Annotated in this window: 16 protein-coding genes; 8 read left to right on the top strand and 8 right to left on the bottom strand. The window is 38.2% G+C overall.

Annotated features, from left to right (window positions below; genetic code table 11):
- Nucleotides 1–55 precede the first annotated feature (55 nt).
- Together LQ227_RS16695 and LQ227_RS16700 are read right to left on the bottom strand one after the other, a co-directional pair.
- Nucleotides 56–949, bottom strand: a complete 894-nt coding sequence (locus LQ227_RS16695) for a FimB/Mfa2 family fimbrial subunit (RefSeq protein WP_230141744.1) — start codon at nucleotides 947–949, stop codon at nucleotides 56–58.
- 154 nt (nucleotides 950–1,103) lie between these two features.
- Nucleotides 1,104–2,720, bottom strand: a complete 1,617-nt coding sequence (locus tag LQ227_RS16700; protein WP_230150021.1) for a Na+/H+ antiporter — start codon at nucleotides 2,718–2,720, stop codon at nucleotides 1,104–1,106.
- A 155-nt stretch (nucleotides 2,721–2,875) separates the two neighbouring features.
- On the opposite strand from LQ227_RS16700, the gene LQ227_RS16705 reads away from it, so the two are divergent.
- The 3 genes from LQ227_RS16705 to LQ227_RS16715 all read left to right on the top strand — a co-directional run bounded on the left by LQ227_RS16705 (nucleotide 2,876) and on the right by LQ227_RS16715 (nucleotide 5,737).
- Nucleotides 2,876–4,462: a 7TM diverse intracellular signaling domain-containing protein gene (locus LQ227_RS16705; protein ID WP_230141749.1), complete on the top strand. Its 1,587-nt coding sequence runs from the start codon at nucleotides 2,876–2,878 to the stop codon at nucleotides 4,460–4,462.
- Nucleotides 4,463–5,013: 551 nt separating this feature from the next.
- The gene (locus LQ227_RS16710; protein WP_230141751.1) at nucleotides 5,014–5,331 is read left to right on the top strand and encodes a hypothetical protein; all 318 of its coding nucleotides are present in this window, start codon (nucleotides 5,014–5,016) and stop codon (nucleotides 5,329–5,331) included.
- A 16-nt stretch (nucleotides 5,332–5,347) separates the two neighbouring features.
- Nucleotides 5,348–5,737, top strand: coding sequence for a response regulator transcription factor (locus LQ227_RS16715; RefSeq protein ID WP_230141752.1), 390 nt, complete (start codon nucleotides 5,348–5,350; stop codon nucleotides 5,735–5,737).
- A gap of 10 nt (nucleotides 5,738–5,747) precedes the next feature.
- Here LQ227_RS16715 and cysM read toward each other — a convergent pair whose 3' ends face one another.
- The 4 genes from cysM to LQ227_RS16735 form a co-directional block, all read right to left on the bottom strand.
- Nucleotides 5,748–6,620 carry a cysteine synthase CysM gene (gene cysM / locus LQ227_RS16720; RefSeq protein ID WP_230141760.1) on the bottom strand — a complete coding sequence of 291 codons (873 nt, stop codon included), beginning with the start codon at nucleotides 6,618–6,620 and terminating at the stop codon, nucleotides 5,748–5,750.
- A gap of 11 nt (nucleotides 6,621–6,631) precedes the next feature.
- The gene (gene epsC, locus LQ227_RS16725; protein ID WP_230141762.1) at nucleotides 6,632–7,444 is read right to left on the bottom strand and encodes a serine O-acetyltransferase EpsC; all 813 of its coding nucleotides are present in this window, start codon (nucleotides 7,442–7,444) and stop codon (nucleotides 6,632–6,634) included.
- Nucleotides 7,445–7,666: 222 nt separating this feature from the next.
- Nucleotides 7,667–9,547: a heparinase II/III family protein gene (locus LQ227_RS16730; protein WP_230150023.1), complete on the bottom strand. Its 1,881-nt coding sequence runs from the start codon at nucleotides 9,545–9,547 to the stop codon at nucleotides 7,667–7,669.
- Between the two features lie 38 nt (nucleotides 9,548–9,585).
- Nucleotides 9,586–12,192: a c-type cytochrome gene (locus tag LQ227_RS16735; protein ID WP_230150025.1), complete on the bottom strand. Its 2,607-nt coding sequence runs from the start codon at nucleotides 12,190–12,192 to the stop codon at nucleotides 9,586–9,588.
- A gap of 427 nt (nucleotides 12,193–12,619) precedes the next feature.
- On the opposite strand from LQ227_RS16735, the gene LQ227_RS16740 reads away from it, so the two are divergent.
- The 4 genes from LQ227_RS16740 to LQ227_RS16755 all read left to right on the top strand — a co-directional run bounded on the left by LQ227_RS16740 (nucleotide 12,620) and on the right by LQ227_RS16755 (nucleotide 15,848).
- Nucleotides 12,620–12,790 carry a hypothetical protein gene (locus LQ227_RS16740; RefSeq protein WP_230141769.1) on the top strand — a complete coding sequence of 57 codons (171 nt, stop codon included), beginning with the start codon at nucleotides 12,620–12,622 and terminating at the stop codon, nucleotides 12,788–12,790.
- 335 nt (nucleotides 12,791–13,125) lie between these two features.
- A complete protein-coding gene (locus tag LQ227_RS16745; RefSeq protein WP_230150027.1) occupies nucleotides 13,126–14,211 on the top strand; it encodes an acyl-CoA desaturase in 1,086 nt (361 codons plus the stop codon).
- 254 nt (nucleotides 14,212–14,465) lie between these two features.
- Nucleotides 14,466–15,053 (top strand): GDSL-type esterase/lipase family protein, encoded by a 588-nt coding sequence (locus tag LQ227_RS16750; protein ID WP_230141773.1) that lies wholly within the window; start codon nucleotides 14,466–14,468, stop codon nucleotides 15,051–15,053.
- 66 nt (nucleotides 15,054–15,119) lie between these two features.
- A complete protein-coding gene (locus LQ227_RS16755; RefSeq protein ID WP_230150029.1) occupies nucleotides 15,120–15,848 on the top strand; it encodes an esterase family protein in 729 nt (242 codons plus the stop codon).
- 21 nt (nucleotides 15,849–15,869) lie between these two features.
- On the opposite strand, the gene LQ227_RS16760 is transcribed toward LQ227_RS16755, so the two are convergent.
- Nucleotides 15,870–16,394 (bottom strand): hypothetical protein, encoded by a 525-nt coding sequence (locus tag LQ227_RS16760; RefSeq protein ID WP_230150031.1) that lies wholly within the window; start codon nucleotides 16,392–16,394, stop codon nucleotides 15,870–15,872.
- Between the two features lie 211 nt (nucleotides 16,395–16,605).
- Between LQ227_RS16760 and LQ227_RS16765 the strand changes: the two genes are divergently transcribed.
- Entirely contained in the window at nucleotides 16,606–17,388 is a 783-nt protein-coding gene (locus LQ227_RS16765; RefSeq protein ID WP_029280385.1) for an HAD-IIA family hydrolase, read from the top strand.
- 224 nt (nucleotides 17,389–17,612) lie between these two features.
- On the opposite strand, the gene LQ227_RS16770 is transcribed toward LQ227_RS16765, so the two are convergent.
- Nucleotides 17,613–17,888 carry a hypothetical protein gene (locus tag LQ227_RS16770; protein WP_230150033.1) on the bottom strand — a complete coding sequence of 92 codons (276 nt, stop codon included), beginning with the start codon at nucleotides 17,886–17,888 and terminating at the stop codon, nucleotides 17,613–17,615.
- Nucleotides 17,889–18,288: the final 400 nt, after the last annotated feature.

The following is an 18,288-nucleotide window of genomic DNA, read 5'->3' on the forward strand; positions in this document are numbered from 1 at the left end:
TCATTGCAGTTGTTTAACATCCCATTTATACACATGCAAAATCCAATAAGTCGCATTAAAATGTTACGAGTGTAGTATCGGCCAGCCATTTATCATTAATTACAAAGCTAAACCCAACTTTACCAATAGGTTCCAATAATTTGCCCTTTACTACTGTCCTTTTATTTTTATAAACAGGTACAGAAAGCGATCGCCTTTTTCCACCTCCGCTTACTTCAATTTCTAAAGGCTTATCTGTGCGGAGAATATAAATACTAATAGGACCTTTTGTGTTATTTACGATATAACCGAAATCATTTTCAATACTGCCAAATGACGTTTTTGCAGCAAATAGATAACCTGTTGCTTCGTTATTTACATCAACTTCATAATTCGCCACATCCTCTACAATTACTTCCAATTTACCTACAATCCTATCCATGTTTAAATTAATAGTCTGGTTGGCATTTATAGTATTCATAATGGTTGCCACAAATGTATCATCTGTTTTATACAATTTTTCGGATGGGGACTGATTGGGCTGCCAATATTGCATGTTTCCATCATTAAAGGGCAAAATAACGGTATTGGTAGCACCTTGATAAAACTGATTGATTCCAAATAACGACCGTGAACCGATGGCTACAAAATTATAGGTATTGAGCGGGAGATCTAAACTAAGCTCACCAAAATTAGGATCGGTAGCAAGTTGGGTAATCCGGGTATACTCTTGTCCGGTAAAAGATTGATAGACTACAATGGTTAATTGCTTAATCAGATTCTTAAGCGGCACATTTGCCTCAGTGCCCAATGCTCCAAGGTCATCATTAGCTCCCTTAACCATAAATTTCACGGTTTGTTTTTTACCGCTATCTTCTGGATGCTCGTTGATATTTTTCTTACAAGAAGCCATTGTCAGGCCCAAGAACATCAATAAAATGATTCTTTTTAAAAAGTAGTTTATTTTCATAGCTTTATTTCATCAGGTGAACGACCTCCGAAATTACAGCTATGTAGTGTAAACATGTATGTATAACGCCGCACAATGTGGATACATCACTCCATTATTATTATACATTTAATTGCATAAACTGAGAAATTGTATAGTAAAAGAAGTCTGATGATTATATATCCCGATGACTAAAATGCCTGCGAAGTTTTTCTTCTTCCAGATCAAGCAGCTCTAATTGTTCTCTAATCAGCTCATCATTAATCTGCTCTTTTTTATTTAGTCCTTTCAACAAAATACGCTGTTCAGCCATAATATCTTCAAGTGCAATGCGATAGTCGTGATAAAAGCCGTCAGACCTTGAAATGTTTTCTTCTTTTTCCCAATCTCTCAATAATTCCATTTCTGCCTCAATGCGAATTTTTATCGATCTGATCATATCGTTATGCAATAAGGCATCGTGATACTTTTCATCCAGGATTTTAAGTGACAACATGGATAATTTCTTTCTCACCATTTGTTTTTGTTGCTCGAAAGGAACGGTATAATCGGGATCGGGCATATCTACCCATTTTATCAATGCGGGTAAGGTTAAACCTTGCAAAACTAAAGTAACCAATATTACACTAAAAGTGATAAACAAGATTAAGTTACGCTGAGGGAAAGCTTCGCCTGATTTTAATGCTACCGGAATAGAAAGCGCTGCAGCCAAAGAAACCACTCCTCTCATTCCTGCCCAGCCAAAAAGCAAGGGTGCCTTCATGCTTGGATTGGGATCGGCAGTGGTAATATAACGACTAATGAATCGCGTAAAGTATAAAGCGCCATAGGTACTGGCCAACCTCGTAACAATTAAAACTGCACAAATAATGGCACTGTAACGGATGGCTGGTAAAAGCCCATCGTTGCCCAAACCACGAATAATTACTGGAAATTCTAAACCAATTAACAAGAAAACAAAGCCATTCAGCACAAAAGCTACCGCTTCCCAAACATTTATCCCCTGCAACCTGCTTCGGTGGGTAAGAATCTGGTCTCTGCGGGCCGAAAGAAACAAACCGCCACTCACTACAGCCAATACACCAGAAAAGCCAAACTCCTCTGCGGTTATATACATTACATATGGCGTTAAAAAAGTAAGGATAATATCAATATTTGTAGTGGTTGGCAACCATCTGTGCAAAGCGTAAAAAACTAAGGCTACTGCAATTCCGACCAAAATTCCCATTACAATAACAATTACAAAATTACCAGCAGCCTTACTAAACACGAAACTTCCGGTCATTACTGCGGCTAAAGCAAAGCGGAACACCACTAAACTGGACGCATCGTTTAATAAACTTTCGCCTTCCAATATTGTAGTGAGCCTTTTAGGCACTTTAACATTTTTAAGTATGGCTGATGCTGATACCGCATCTGGCGGAGAAATAATACCACCCAACAAAAAACCCAGGGCCCATGTAAAACCCGGAATCAGGCTTTGAGAAATTAGCGCAACAATACTTGAGGTAAGAATAACAATTGGAAAAGCAAAACTGCTGATTACCCTACGCCACTTCCAGAAATCTTTCCATGAAGTATTCCAAGCAGCTTCATACAACAATGGAGGTAAAAAGATTACAAAAATGAGTTCTGGTTCGATCTCGATATTACGAAGTACGGGTAAAAAACTTAAGGCTAAACCTGCAATTACCAATAAAATAGGATATGCTATACGGATTTTTTGTGCGAGCATTACCACAAACAGAATAATTGCAAGCAAGAAAGCGTATTGTATAATCAGCTGGTGCATATAATTTGGGGCTTGGTCTAAAATACAAATTTGAAGCGAATGCCAAACCATTAACATGATGTTCTTTTTTCAGATAAAATTTGGAATTTCTATTATAAAGCTATAATTTCTCCCCTGTAATAAGTCATCCCAGCTTTTTTACATTGGTTTAATTAATGAAGACCATTTTTATTCTTATTGCTTTTTTGATAGAAAGCAGTCTTTGCATAGCTCAACCGGTGATCCCGGTGGAGAAACAAACTTTTGTTAACATTGGCAAAGCGGGATACTTTTGGCAGGACACGCTCGAAACAACATCTGTTGAAGAGGTAGCGCAATTTAAGCCAAAACGTTTTTCAAAAGGTAAATCAGCAATTTTTAACGGTGGCACCAGCGGTAAAGTATGGTGGATGAAGCTCCGTTTTAACAATAATAATCAAACCACTCCTTATCTGTTTATCGATTATGCAAACATCGATTCTATTACGGTATTTTATCACGATGAACGCGGGATGATAAACCAGATAAGCGCTGGCATGTTCAGCCTGAAACAAAATGATAACATTCTGGGTACCGGCTATGTATTCCCCTTAAAACAGGTAAAAACACCAATTGGCGAAGTGTACGTAAGGATGCGGGCGATGAATACTTTACTTGTACCCGTTAAACTTGTTACCGAATCGGTATTAAACCATGCTTTATTTAAAGCACATAGCGTGCAACCTATTTATATGGGTATTGCATTGATGATTCTCATTTTTCATGTTTTTATGTTCGTTGTTACACGGAGTAAACTCTTTGCGCTATATATAGCAAGGATCATTTTGCTTTATTTCATTGTAATGGTCTGTTATCTGCAAGGTTATAGCTTATTGCTTGGCCCTTCGATAGCCAGGTTTATTTTAGTGCACGCCCACTTTTTTATTGCGGCTGGTTACATTGCTACGATTTTGTTTAACAGTTATTTTTTAAAACTTAAACGCCAACTTCCGCAACTCAATAAATTCTTCAAAGTATTAATGTTTGGATGGGGTTTAATCCTAATCTGCTCTTTATGGGATGCCAGAAGCATCACCAATTTACTTACACATCTTTTATTTTTATTAACCTCATTACTTTTTCTGTTCAGTAGCGTTAAAGTGATTATCATCCGCGGCTATGCTAAAAAAAATCCTCTTATCTGGTGTTACGTACTGGGATGGATCCCCGTTGCCTTAGCTTCTATTTACCTTGTTTTTTGTTTATCTGAATTAATACCCTTTCAATCTTACAGTTATAATTTACTCACTTTAGCGGGAATAATTGAAGGAATACTCATCAGCCTCGGTCTTTATGGCCAACGATTAAGGTTATTGACGCGACATAATGCGCATTTTCGGAGGCAACGTATTATGCTTCAAGAACAGGTGGAGGGTTACCGTAAACAGCTCGATGCAAAAACAGAAAAACCTGTTGAACATTTTTCTTTAAAAGCACTTATTGAACTTGCACACGCCAGAGACCCTTCATTTATGAAACGGTTTAGTGAGGCTGAATCTACCTTTATCGAAAGATTACTTCAGATTTCGCCACAACTACTACCGGCTGAATTAACTCTTTGTGCTTACATCATGTTAAATTTTGATACTAAAGAAATTGCCCGAACCTGCAAACTTAGTGTACGTGCTGTAGAAAGCCGCAAATATAGAATTCGTAAAAAACTGGGGATAGATGGCGAAATGAATATGCATGCCTGGATGTTAGATCTCACCAAATCGTCCTAAATAATATACGAAAATAACTTACTTTTTCTTCGCCTTTATTTCAAAACTAAACTAGCACAAACCAGTTAACATACTTTATTACAACAACTTGAATACCTGTGCGTAGAAATGCGTATTGCGAAGATCCACATGCCGCACCCTCTTTGCATATAGCTGTATAGAGTACAAGCGGTGCGATACCGTTTTTTTAACAATCAGGCTTAATGCATTTTGTCTGTATTGTACTCATATTTTAACCATGCCGACAGAAACGGTCTTTTCCGGGATGATTTGTTACACGCCTGGCGGCATGGTTTATTTAAAACGCTAATTCATCAAAAACTATATATAATGAACCGAATACCAATTACATTTTATTTTACTACCTGAAATCCAAATATTTAAAGTTTGTGCGTATTAATGCGTAGACAAAAATTTTGATAATCTTTAAACGCTCTATTTCTTTGTCCCTGTTCCCTTAACGAAAACTTTTAAAAATAAAATGCTGTGCCGCAGGAGGTTTAGACAGGGGACGGTTTAGTCTTCCGCACAAACAGCATCTGGAACCAACCATGAAACCGAATAACACCCCTACTAAAATTATCGAGAGCATCCAAGAATTTTACAACGGCCGAGATCCTGAAGAAATTTATAATGCATTAGCAATTGACAAAAACTGTTTTGAAAGCTGGATTAGAGATTTTGGGGGCATAGCCAATGAGCTTTTGGAGCTACGAGATGAAAACGATAGCCTAAGAACGATGTTTACCAATTTAAGCCTGGTAAACCAGAGCCTGCGCAATTCTCTTGATAGCCTCACCAGAACAGACTCGAAAATATTTGAGTTATTGCTTAAAAAGCGAGGTACTGGTAATCTTAGCTTTCCTTAATTCATAAACCAAAGAAATGTTCTCTTTATCCCAACCGAAAATATTAATTATTGAAGATCACCCTGCAACACTTGATGCCATAAGGATGATCTTCGAATTTGAAGGATACATTACGATGAATCTTTCCAGTACGATGGATTTACATGCCAAAGTAGCTTCGTTCCAACCTGATGTTATTGTAATAGATATCTTGCTTGGTCTGACCGATGGAAGGGCAATATGTACAGAACTAAAACTATCCATTCATGGATCCATTCCTATCCTGCTCATGTCATCAAGAAATGGCATACATGACAGTGTTTACTACAAAACGCATTGGGATGATTACATAGAAAAACCATTTGACATGGAAATCATTATTCAAAGGGTTGGTATGCTTTTATCAAAAAAAGCCCAACAAGATTAGTGATTTATGCTCAACCAAAAAGATCGCTGCTCAGGTAGCGGTCTCCCCGATCACAGGCGATAAAAACAATGGTTCCTTTATCTAGTTCACCAGCAAGTTTCAAAGCAGCTGCGCAGGCACCACCAGAGCTCATGCCTGCAAACAAACCTTCTTCTTTAGCCATTCTTCTCGACATTAAGGTTGCTTCTTCCTGCGCAATATCCATTACCCGATCTACCCGTAGCGGATCGAATATTTTTGGTAAATATTCTTCAGGCCAACGCCTGATACCTGGAATAGAAGAACCCTCAGTAGGTTGACAGCCTACAATCTGAATATTATGATCTTTTTCCTTAAAAAATCGGGAGCAGCCCATAATGGTCCCCGTTGTTCCCATAGAACTTACAAAATGCGTAATCTGCCCTTCTGTATCTCTCCATATTTCGGGTCCGGTTGTTTTATAATGGGCCATGTAATTATCAGGGTTTGCAAATTGATTTAATAAAAAATATCCCTTTGAAACGCCTTTTTCTTCTGCATAATCCCTGCATTCTTCTATACTTTCTAATAAGGTTACTTTTGCACCAAAGGCCTCCATCGTTACCTTACGTTCGCGCGTAGAATTGGCTGGCATAACCAGTTCAATTTCCAAGTTATATAAACTTGCAATCATAGCCAATGCAATTCCGGTGTTACCACTTGTGGCCTCTACCAGTTTAGTTCCAGGAGTTATATCGCCACGTTCTATCGCACTTCTGATCATATTAAGCGACGCTCTATCTTTAACACTCCCCCCAGGATTGTTTCCTTCTAATTTGGCAAATACCCTTACCGCCGGGTTAATATTCAGCTTTTGAAGTTCAGCCATTGGCGTATTTCCAATCAGATCGATTATTCCTGCCATATTTTAATATATTAATTGGTTTCTTTATGGTTTCTAATGGTAATTATTGGAGAATGATAAGCCGTAGAAAAAGCTGGGATACTTTCAGTAAGCCATACGTTCCCCCCGATAATGCTATCGTGCCCAATGGTGGTTTCACCGCCCAGTATGGTTGCCCCAGAATAGATTACTACCCTATCTTCTACTGTTGGGTGGCGTTTGCTGCCCGCTAATGTTTTTTTAACACTCAAAGCGCCAAGTGTTACCCCTTGATAAAGTTTCACATAACGGCCTATTGTACTGGTTTCGCCAATAACAATCCCAGTTCCATGATCGATATGGAAGTATTCGCCAATACTGGCTGCCGGATGGATATCAATGCCGGTTTTAGAATGGGCATATTCGGTAAGAATTCTCGGAACCAGTGGTATACCGAAATTATAAAGCATATGGGCAATTCTGTAGAAACAAATGGCATAAAAACCGGGATAAGTTCTGATTACCTCAAACCTGCTCTGTGCAGCCGGATCGCCTTCATAAATGGCTACTATATCGGTGTTCAATACACGGTAAAGTTCTGGCAGTTCTTCAAAAAACTGACCTGCTGCATTTTTACATTCGCTATTTTTAAGCTTACAACTCGCCGATATGATATCATAAAGTTCAAGCTCCAAAACAGCAACATATTCCTTTACATCTATAATTGTTGAAAATACTTTAGGAGAATTTTCAGGAAAAAGCACTTGAATTAGCTTTTCTGCCCAAAGGGATATTACTTCATTGGGTGGAATATTTGGTTGTTCAAGAGGGTTCTTAATAATTTGTTCAAAAAAATGGTCTTCCATAACTGGTGGTAATACCTGCCCGATCTGCTCATCGACTAGGTATATAGATTTAATCGCTAAATGTAAGTTTTGTTTTTTTAAACCAAAACAACTGATGCATTTTTATGATAAAAATTGCTCGGTAATAACAATAAAATTCAGGAGTATAGCTTTTAGAAAGAATTATCAATAAAATCAAGCCTTAGGAGGTAAAGCTGAAAACACAATAGCAACCAAGCTTATTTATTTTTTAGGCCAGCTGGCTATCGGTTTAGCAGAAAATTTCTTTTGTGATGGTTTTGCGGCATCTAGAAAAACTGATATGGCTTGTTCGCTATCAGCTTTGAGCCTTACTTCGAATCCTATAATAGAAGTCCCCGGATTTTTAGCATCATAATCGGTTCCCGGATCTGTTGACCAGGTTTTCATTTTAATTTCACTTTTGGTATCTACAAAGAGATAACATTTTTTGTTTTTATAACTTAATTCGACGGTATGCTTATCAATAATGTGTACCGTAGCAGGTGTAACCATCGACCACCGAAGGGTTACATCGTTGTTTCCTACGGTTATTTCATCGCGGATCTGCACCGTTTTTTTATTGATCAAAGCCACTCCTCTAATTGATTTTTTTAGTTTATCAGCATATAAGCTGCTCAGATCGGCAACAGCATTCATAAACAGGCTGTTATCAGCGCTACTGATGAAGGCAGCATTGCCCTTAACAAGCTGAAAAGTACTATCAATTGAAAGGGTATTGTGTGCGAGATTATTGTAGCGGAATATTTTCCAGCGCTCTGCATTTTGTTTACTGTCCCACAGGTTAATGCCCTTCGATTCGAGCGATTCGTATTCCTGCATTCCAAAATCCATTGCCCAACGCAGCCCTTGCGATTCCACGATGAAAGCGCCTACATCCATATGACCATGGCTAACACCGGGTGAGCCACCTTTAAAGCCCACAAAAGTAGCCAGCGGATCTGTCCATGAACTCCGCATCAAAGCAACGGGGTTAGGGCCATTTCCGATCCAAAAGTGTGCAGTTTTAGGCTGAATGTTATTAAGCGATAGTTTTGCTCCCCACAACATTGCCGATGGCAGTAACCTATTCTCTAATGGCATTTGCTCATCGAGCTGTTTTTTAGTTACCCAAAGCAAACCACGATCATTCAGTTTCGATGCAAACCAAAAAAGTGCGGGATTAAATTCTGCCACCGCCCTGCTATCCGAATAATTAAAAGGTTTGCCCGAAGGAGCTGTCATATTAACCAGATAATCAGCTGTTTTAAGGAAACCTGGCTGAGCACTTAAATTAAAATCCTGATAAAAAACACCTTCCAAAGCACTGATTAACATCACATTAAAAGAAGTGCCGTATTCCCAATATCCATAACCTTCCGGATAAGCACCATCGGGAGCATATTGTTGCATGGGTAGGATTACACTTTTTATTGCCCGGTTAATCAGTTTAGCAGACAAGGCCGGATGCTCTTCAAAAGTAGCTATTGCACCAAACGAGATGCCTGCATTACAAACCTGATTCCAGTTATTGGTAACATTTAACCAGTTATTGTATTTATTATTTGTTGAAGGCTGTATTCCCTTTTCGAGAATGGCAAGGGCAACTATACTTCTGGTTGATTGGGGTAAATCCTGATATAACCAATCATATCCTATTGATAAAGCCATTGTCATTTCACCAACATCAAGAAAATGACTTGGATTCCAATCTTTAAAACCAGAAACTGCCAACATTTCTTTTTCTGCTCTGGCTACATACTTTTTATCATGGTTAAGCCTAAAAGCATAAGAGAGGTAATAAATCCTTTTAAGTGCCTCTCTAGATACATCAAGCAAACGTTTACCGATCATCACCCGCTCTAATACGGGTTTATTTAAAACATGATCTGCTTCTGATAGTATGGCTTGGTGGATTTGTTTAAACTTCGCATCGCGCTTTACATTTTTTAAGATCTGTTCTTCAAGCTCATGGCTTATCAATAACCTTGGATGCGAAGGCATCTTAAAAGTCGAATCAATTTCCTTGTTCTGCCCTACTGCAAACGTTGAGCAAAACAAGGTTATGATGGTACATATAATTGTGATAAGCTTATTTTTTTTCATGGGCTATGGATCACCATTCTCAAATTTTATATGAGAAACTATTTCTTTTGTTCAGATAAAAAAGAAACTAACGAAGCCAGTTCTTCATATGACAATGAATTGGCCAAACCTTCTGGCATCATCGAAGTTTCCATTTCTTTCCTCGACAGGATATCGCCGGCCTTAATGGTAAAAACCTCTCCCGCAATATTACGAACCACCACTTTGGCAGCTGTTTCTTCTGTAATAAAGCCCATATAAGTACGGTCGCCCTTGGCAGTAATCATTACCGAAGCAAATCCCTGAGAAATGGAAGCATTAGGTTTTAATATCGATTCTGCAATCTGCTCACGGTTCATAATAGAGCCAATCTGTCCCATAAAAGGACCTTTCATTTTCTCACTTTTACTTAAACTATGGCAGGCTACACAACCCTGACTATTGAAAATATTTTTTCCTTTCAACGGATTGCCCTGTAACTTATTGATAGCCAACAGTACATCTTCGATAGATGATTTGCCCACCTGGCCTTTTTTATTTTTGATTTTATCCAGATCAATTTTTGGTTCTTCCGCTGCAGCTACTTTTTCTTCTTCGGCAAATTCAGGGATATCCATCCTTTGACGCGCATTTAAATCAACGTAAAACTGTTTTCCCTGTGCTCCGGCTTTCGTAGCCTCTTCTTTCAGGAATTTTTCGATAATAGGAGAACCTTCCCATGAAACTGCTTTAAAATATGGGCCATGTGAATCGGGACGTGTACCCCACCACCAAGAAGCATCGTAGACAGTTTCTTTTTTATACAAACGGCCCAAGGTAACCAGGATCTGCTGTTTTAATTTTTCATCTGTCGATTGTTTGTAGTTTTCGATCAGCCCGTTAACCGCTTTTTCGGTATGTATATAACGTAATGCCCAAAGCGCAAGGGTAGAATTTTCAGTTTTAACTGCAGCAAGCAAAGCATCTACCGCCTGAAGATCAACTAAAGCCCTCACAGCTAAGTGAGGCAAAATAATGGCTGAATTTGGTGTTGCGTGAGGACCTTCGGTACCTTTGGCAGGTGCAGTAAATGAAGCAGGTACCTTGGTTTGTAAAAGCACATTGGCAACTTCTGCCCTGCCCAAACGGTTCAAACCAATTATCGAAGCAGCCTGAACACGAAGAGAAGGATCCTTTAAACCCTCTAAGAATGGCTCAACTGGTACTTTGTCTATATTGGCTTTACGATCTGCAAGTGCTTTTAAGGCAAATTCCTTAACTGCTTTATCTTTAGTAAATTCAACTAAAGTTGCAATACCGTTTTCTTTGGTGAGTTGTGCATAGGTATAAATACCGGCTATACGGACATCAAGCGCTAAACTTTGATCGGAAGCCACTTTTAAGGCCGTTGCAATAGCTTGTTTATTGTTGCGCAAAACCAATTCCTGCGAAGCGGTTAAACGGCCTACTGCACTATTCGATTTAAGCAGTTCGGTTAGTTTTTTAATTGAAGCTTTTTTAACATCAGGAAAAGCTTTGTATGTCCAGTTATTTGGCACTGCACGAACAATATAGCCTTTATTAGGGCTGCCAGAATAACCAGCGCCATCCCAAGCCGATAGATAAAGTCTTCCTGAACCGTCTACATCAAGGTCAGTAATCTGAGGAAGTTTAATAAACTCTTCATCTTTCTGCGTAAAGGTTGGGCCATCAGTGGTAACTCTATGAATATAAAGCATGCTTCTGCCCCAATCGGCCATCATTGGTACATGGTTATATTGTTCAGGCCAGTTTGGTTCATCCATAAATAATGCACCGGTACCCGATCCTCCACCTAAATCTGCAAGTGCAGGAATAATTTCGTCGGTAAAATTCTGAAATAACACAGGGTAACCATATTCTCCAGATTGTATGTGGTGCGAGAAACGAACGTTCCATCCACCGCCATCATTAGTATTTTCTCTGGTAAAAACGTTCATGTAAGGATCGATAGCAACATCATAAACATTACGTGTACCATGTGTATATACTTCCATTTCAGTTCCATCAGGACGAACACGCATAATTCCACCCCCTAACATGGTTAGTTTTTTACCTGAACGGTCTACCGCATCATGGAATCCAAAATCTCCAACGGAAATGTAAATCCATCCATCAATTCCCATTCTGATACCGTTAGTAGCATGGTCGGTACCACGTTCGCGGATATATTTCGCATTACTGATATGCTCTATAAGCGGTTTTTCAGGTCCATCGGCTTTTCCATCGCCATCTTTATCTTCGAAAACAACTAAATTCATGCCCGTAGCCTGTTTTGTTTCTTTAGAAAAAGTGGTATGTAATACATAAACCTGGCTGCCTTGAACAATAATACCGCGTGGATTATCCACTTCGGCAAAATCTACATGTTCGTCCATTTTGCCATCGTTATCCTTATCTATTAATTTAAGAATATGGCCTTTACCAGGATCTTTACCTAAAGAGCCGATCATATCAACACCAACATATACTTCTCCGGTTGGTGCTACGGCTAAACAAGCTGGGCTGGGTGTAACATCAGGTCCTGCGAAATTGGTTATCGTTAAATCAGGGGGTGATACGCGTTGTACTTTTGGTTCGCTAAAGAAGTTTCTTAATCCAAAAAAAACTAGTGTAAAAGAAATTAAGCTTAAAGAAAATTTAATCATTTGTGTGTTATTGGTTTCTTGGTGGTTGTGCCGCGTAAACTTACAAAAAAATATAAATTCTCTTGTGCCACAATTTTGTGCATTTCAAGTTAATTCTTAACCATTTGACACTTTTACTTACTAGGCCGCTAAACTTATTTACTTCATTTTAAAGTAAAACAACTCCACACACGTTATCCTGATAAAGATCCGCATTAATTAAAGCAACAATTCAAACTAATTACTGTGGATAACTAAATAAGCTTCAAACCGCTATAATTACGCACAAAAACAAGTAAAACACAAATTAAATGAAGAAAAAACACCTTATAAATAAGATAAAAAAGCGTTTTCATCAGAATCAGGTAAATTATTTCGTAAAACACTTGCCCCAAAGGAGATATTTTATTATATTTACTAAATCCAACATTCATTAAATCAGTACGTTATGAAAAATATTCTTTATTTCTTCCTGACTGCCCTGATCTCCTCCATTGCGCTGTTAATTACCAGGGATTCATTTGAACCCGAATTGGTTTATAGCACAGTGGTATTAATATGGAGTTTTTACATTTGGTACCATATTTATGCTGCTAGTAAGAGGAACTACAGTGAGTAGTCTGTATCTTAATTAAATTGAATTCTCCGATTGAATATAGTCTGGAGCTAAAATATTAGTGTCCAATATTTTATCCTTACTTTTTGCTTTCACCTCATTATTAATTTGTTGATACAACCATTGTCTGTAAATTAATTTACTTTCTTGTTAAGAAAGTTGTAATTATTTAAGATGATTGCCAGATGCTTCACGGTTAATTTATTATCTTCGCCGAAAACTAAAACACAGTAGTTTACGTTTATAACAAAGCTTGGCCAATTGGCCAGGTTATACATAAAGCTTAATGAACTTGGAGTTATCGACCTCGTACATGGGGTAGATTAGCGCACAGGATCATGAAATCAAAAGCAAAATTCCCATGTTTAGCAGGGAATACATTTTACTCGGAAGTTCGCCGCAGAGTAAACAACGACTTTAAAGAAAACAATAGAAGTATCAATGCTAATGTGCTGATGTGGTTCAAAGCCTTTCTTTTCCTTACTATATTTCTGGCACTTTACTTTTGCATACTCCTTTTAAACGTGCATAGCACTATACTTTTGGGACTTACCGTTTTACTTGGTGCAACTTGTGCATTTATTGGTTTTAATATCTGCCACGATGCCATTCACGGTTCGTTTTCGAGTTCTAAACGCATCAATTCTTTTTTCAGTTTTCTTTTTAATATGGTTGGCGCCAATCCGTATGTGTGGAACATTACCCACAATGTGGTACACCATACCTATACCAATATACCGGGCCATGACGAAGATATAGAAGTGGCACCAGGCCTTATACGCATCTGTACAGAAGATGAATTAAAACCACACCAGCGTTTCCAGCAATGGTATGCTTTCCCTTTATACAGCCTGGCTTCGCTTTCCTGGGTGTTTCGTAAAGATTATAAAAAGTTTTTTCAAAAAAGTGTAGGTGCCTGCCAGAACAAGCATCCGAAGGTTGAATACTTTAACCTCTTTTTCTATAAGTTTCTGTACTATTTTATTTTTATTGGTTTACCGATACTGGTTATGCCGCTTGCCTGGTGGCAGATTGCAATAGGTTTTGTGGTGTTACATATGGCTCAGGGCTTAACTATGGGATTGGTTTTCCAACTTGCTCATGTGGTAGAAGGAACCACTTTCCCAATAACCAATGCAGAAGGCAATATGGAAGAAGCCTGGGCCGAGCACCAAATGCGTACTACAGCTAATTTTGCAACTCAATCGCCTATATCAGCATTTTTTCTTGGTGGATTGAACCGACAGATAGAACACCATCTTTTCCCTAAAATATGTCATGTGCATTATGGACGGATCTCCACAATTGTAAAACAAACTGCGTTAGAATTTGGATTGCCTTACCATGAAAACACTACCTTCTTATCGGCACTTCGCTCCCACTACCGCATCCTAAAAAAAATGGGGCAACCGGAAACAATTTAGCGGCTATTAAGTTAAGGGCGATAATTCAAACTTAATATTCTTGTTGCCTTAATGGTAAAACCCTTAAAGTCTTATTTACTTCATCATCAAGAAGTTGGTGACATTAAGTTTTGAGCGCCTGTAAAATTGAGCGATGCGCATGAACAAATGACCAATGAACAAATGACTAATGAACCAATAAACCAACACCTAATAACATAAACTTAACATACAATACATTCCTTCAACAGGCAGATCTTTTTATCTTTAACCATATGTACTGGTACGAAGAAGAAGTTAAACAATTGGAAAGGGCACATCGCTTAGATCGGGAGCATCCTGGTATTATTTTCTATGGCAGTTCATCTATCCGATTATGGAATAGTCTCGAAGATGATTTTGATGACATGAAAGTAACCAATTTAGGCTTTGGCGGCTCTACGTTAGCAGCATGTGTATGGTTTTTTGAGCGGATTATGATGGACTACAGACCAAAGGCGCTTGTGGTATATGCAGGCGATAACGATCTTGGCGATGGCAGAAACCCTGAGGAGATATTTATCTTTTTCCAGCAGCTCATGGTTAAAGTTAACCAACGGTTTGGCATATTGCCCTGTTATTTTATATCGCTAAAACCCAGTCTCACCCGCTGGCAAATGGCCGATCAGTTTAGATATACCAATAACCTTATCGAAAGCGAAATCATTAAACTCAATAGCAATTGGAAATTTATTGATGTATTTAAGAAAATGCTCAACAAAGAAGGCAACCCAGACCCTGCACTTTACGATCACGATGGATTGCATCTGAGTGAAGAAGGTTATCGTTTATGGGCAGCTACTGTTAAAGAGAAATTAGGTTAATCATTACGCTTAATTAATATCCCGATAACATACATGCCTTAATTTTCCGCAAAAGAATTGAAGTCAATGAACAGGGAATATCATAAATGGTTCAGCAGTAATCTTCAACGGGATATGGAACTATTGGTTTTCGGCCATGCCGGAAGAGCAGTTATCTTTTTCCCCACCCGTATGGCCAGGTTTTACGATTACGAAAACTGGGGAATTATAGCTTCATTAAGTACACAGATTGAAAATGGTGAACTCCAAATTTTCTGCGTGGATAGTATAGATGGAGAAAGCTTTTATAACGATGAGGTATTTCCATCTGTACGCATAGACCGGCATTTACAATATGAAAAATATCTCCTCGAAGAAGTATTATCGCTTATCTATCAGAAAAATGATGGCGATTACGTAGAAACCGCAGGCTGTAGCATGGGCGCTTACCATGCCATAAACCTGGCCATGAAATATCCCTGGTTATTTAAAAAAGCCGTTGGTATAAGTGGTAGATATGACCTTACAGACAATATCGGCGATTTTAGAGACCTACTGAACGGGTTTCACGACGAAAAAGTTTATTTTAATATGCCAGCGCAGTATATTGCTAACTTAAACGATGATCGATTGCTGTCAGCAGTTAGAAATATGGAAATTATTCTTGCTGTGGGCGAAACTGATCCGTTTTTGAGTGGAAATCAACATCTAAGCAGCCTGTTATGGGAGAAAGGTATACCCAATCAGTTTCATACCTGGGAGAGCAATGCACACCGCCCCCATTATTGGCGAAAAATGGCGCCTATGTACATTTAATTATTACATAAGCGCCTCATCTTATTTTACTGCTAAATTAAAATATTGTTTAATGTGGATGGTATCTAAAGGTATTTTAGATTTTTCGGCTGCTACAACAATATAAGCATCCAGCAACCATCTTTCGCCTGAATTATTAGCGTTAGCCAATTTAATTCCTTTAACTGTACCTGCAATTGGAGTTAAGTTGAAATAATCACATGAAGCGCAAGAAAACAGATGTTTTACCTTTCCAGCCAGAATATCAGCATCCGTTAATAAAAATTTATCACCTTGCATAGGCGCTTGGATATATACCCGTGTGGTGCTGAAACTATTACTCCTGGTAGCCAGAAAAATCCGGTATTGGCCAGTGGTAAGTGCCATCTGCTGATCGGCCATTGCTGCATAATTTACATACTCAAACAGGCAGCTTCCTTCTGTACAAGGCGTTAGATTCTGTGCATCAATAGTAAAATCCATTGGGTTATCCGTTTTCTTTTTGCATGCACTCAGGATGGTTAATATCATCAACAAGCCGGCGGTTAATTTAAAAGCGTTTTTCATAATTTAATTTTCTATGAATACGGTAGAAATTGAGGATATGCTACAATTCGAACATTATTTTTTTATTAAATAAATAAACAAGAAAAAAATACTATTTAAACACAAAGGGATTAATTTAGGCAAAAAACTGACTGTTCAAAAGACTTTATTTAACATTGGTTGAACAAGAAAATATTAAGTTTGCACGTAAACAGATTAAATCTACAAAAACATGAAACAAGGATTATTAATAGATATGGATGGGGTGATTTATAGCGGGGAAGAATTGATATTTGGTGCTGATAAATTCATTAAAAACTTAATTGATGAAGATATTCCTTTTGCATTTATGACCAACAATAGCCAGAGAACAGCTTTGGAGGTGGTACGTAAACTTAAAGGATTAGGTATAAAGGTAGAAGAAAGCCATGTATACACCAGTGCGATGGCTACAGGTAAATTCCTTTCCGACCAAAGCCCAAATGGTACCGCTTATGTATTGGGAGAAGGTGGTTTATTAAGCAGTTTACACGATCATGGTATTACTTTGGTAAACACCGATCCAGAATTTGTGGTACTGGGAGAAGGTAGAAACTTTACGCTCGAAATGGTGCAGCGTGCTGTTGATATGATTCTTGCAGGCGCTAAATTTATCACGACCAACAGAGATCCATCGCCAAAAAAACCAGGATGGAATAATTTAGGCATTGCCGCAACCACGGCCATGATTGAGGAAGCAACCGGCAGAAAAGCGTTTGTTACAGGCAAACCAAGTCCGGTGATGATGCGCTCGGCACGTAAATTTTTAGGATTAGAAACCAGCGAAACTACAGTTATTGGCGATACCATGGAAACGGATATACAAGGAGGTGTACAAATGGGCTATAAAACCATTCTGGTACTTTCGGGCATCTCAAGCAAAGATACTTTAGGGCATTATGCTTTTAAACCCGATATGATTGCAAGCTCCGTTGATGAGATTAAGTTTCCTTTGGCCTGGTGGGAAGGTAAGTAATTTGATTTTCGAACTTAAACGTGCCGCCAGATGTTACCATCTGGCAGTGAGAACCATTTAGAAACTGGAATAAAGGATCAAACAAAGTGTCAGATAGAAATATCTGACACCATATGATCTGTCTCCTTTTCAGACATGAAAGCGACTAATGAACAAGGGAACTAATAAGCCAAGTCTAGTTATAATAGCGACCTCCTTTTAATATTTTTCTTAGCGCAGCTGCGTTACTTTATTTTATGAACTGTAAATAAGGGAGCTGAGTTGAGATATATAGGCTTAAAAAAACTCAACCGATAATCAGTTGTAAATACAACAGGTGCACCCTCAAATTTAGCAGCCGTATCAACATGATTAAACAATTTTAATGAGGCTGAATCATTTACAATATACTCATCCAGCTGAATATCAGGCCTTTTATCTTCAGTAAATTTATCGGCTTTGGTTAAAAGTCCAATTGCTGGTATAACCATTAATAGTGCTACGCAAGAAATCAGTCTCATATCATTGTGCTTAAATTATCCTATTATTTGATTAGGGTCTTTTAACAAAGATGAACCGATGTTATTAGTAAGATAGTTAGCTAGCGTTATGAAATTGTTAAAGTTACGATGCAGTTTTAATTCAATATTAAATGTATCAGGCCAATAGCGCGTTTTATGTTACTGCACTCGTGATTTATATTACCGTACCCGTGATTTATATTACCGCACCCGCGATTTATATTACCGCACCCGTGATTTATATTATTGCACCCGCGATTTATATTATTGGACCCGCGATTTATATTACCGCACCCGTGATTTATATTACCGCACCCGCGACTTACATTATTACACCTGTGTTTATATTAAGATATGGGGCTTAAGGATTGTTTGATTTGATAATTATGATATGGATGTA

Origin of the sequence: Pedobacter sp. Bi27 (assembly GCF_918698255.1) — a bacterium.
GTDB lineage: Bacteria > Bacteroidota > Bacteroidia > Sphingobacteriales > Sphingobacteriaceae > Pedobacter.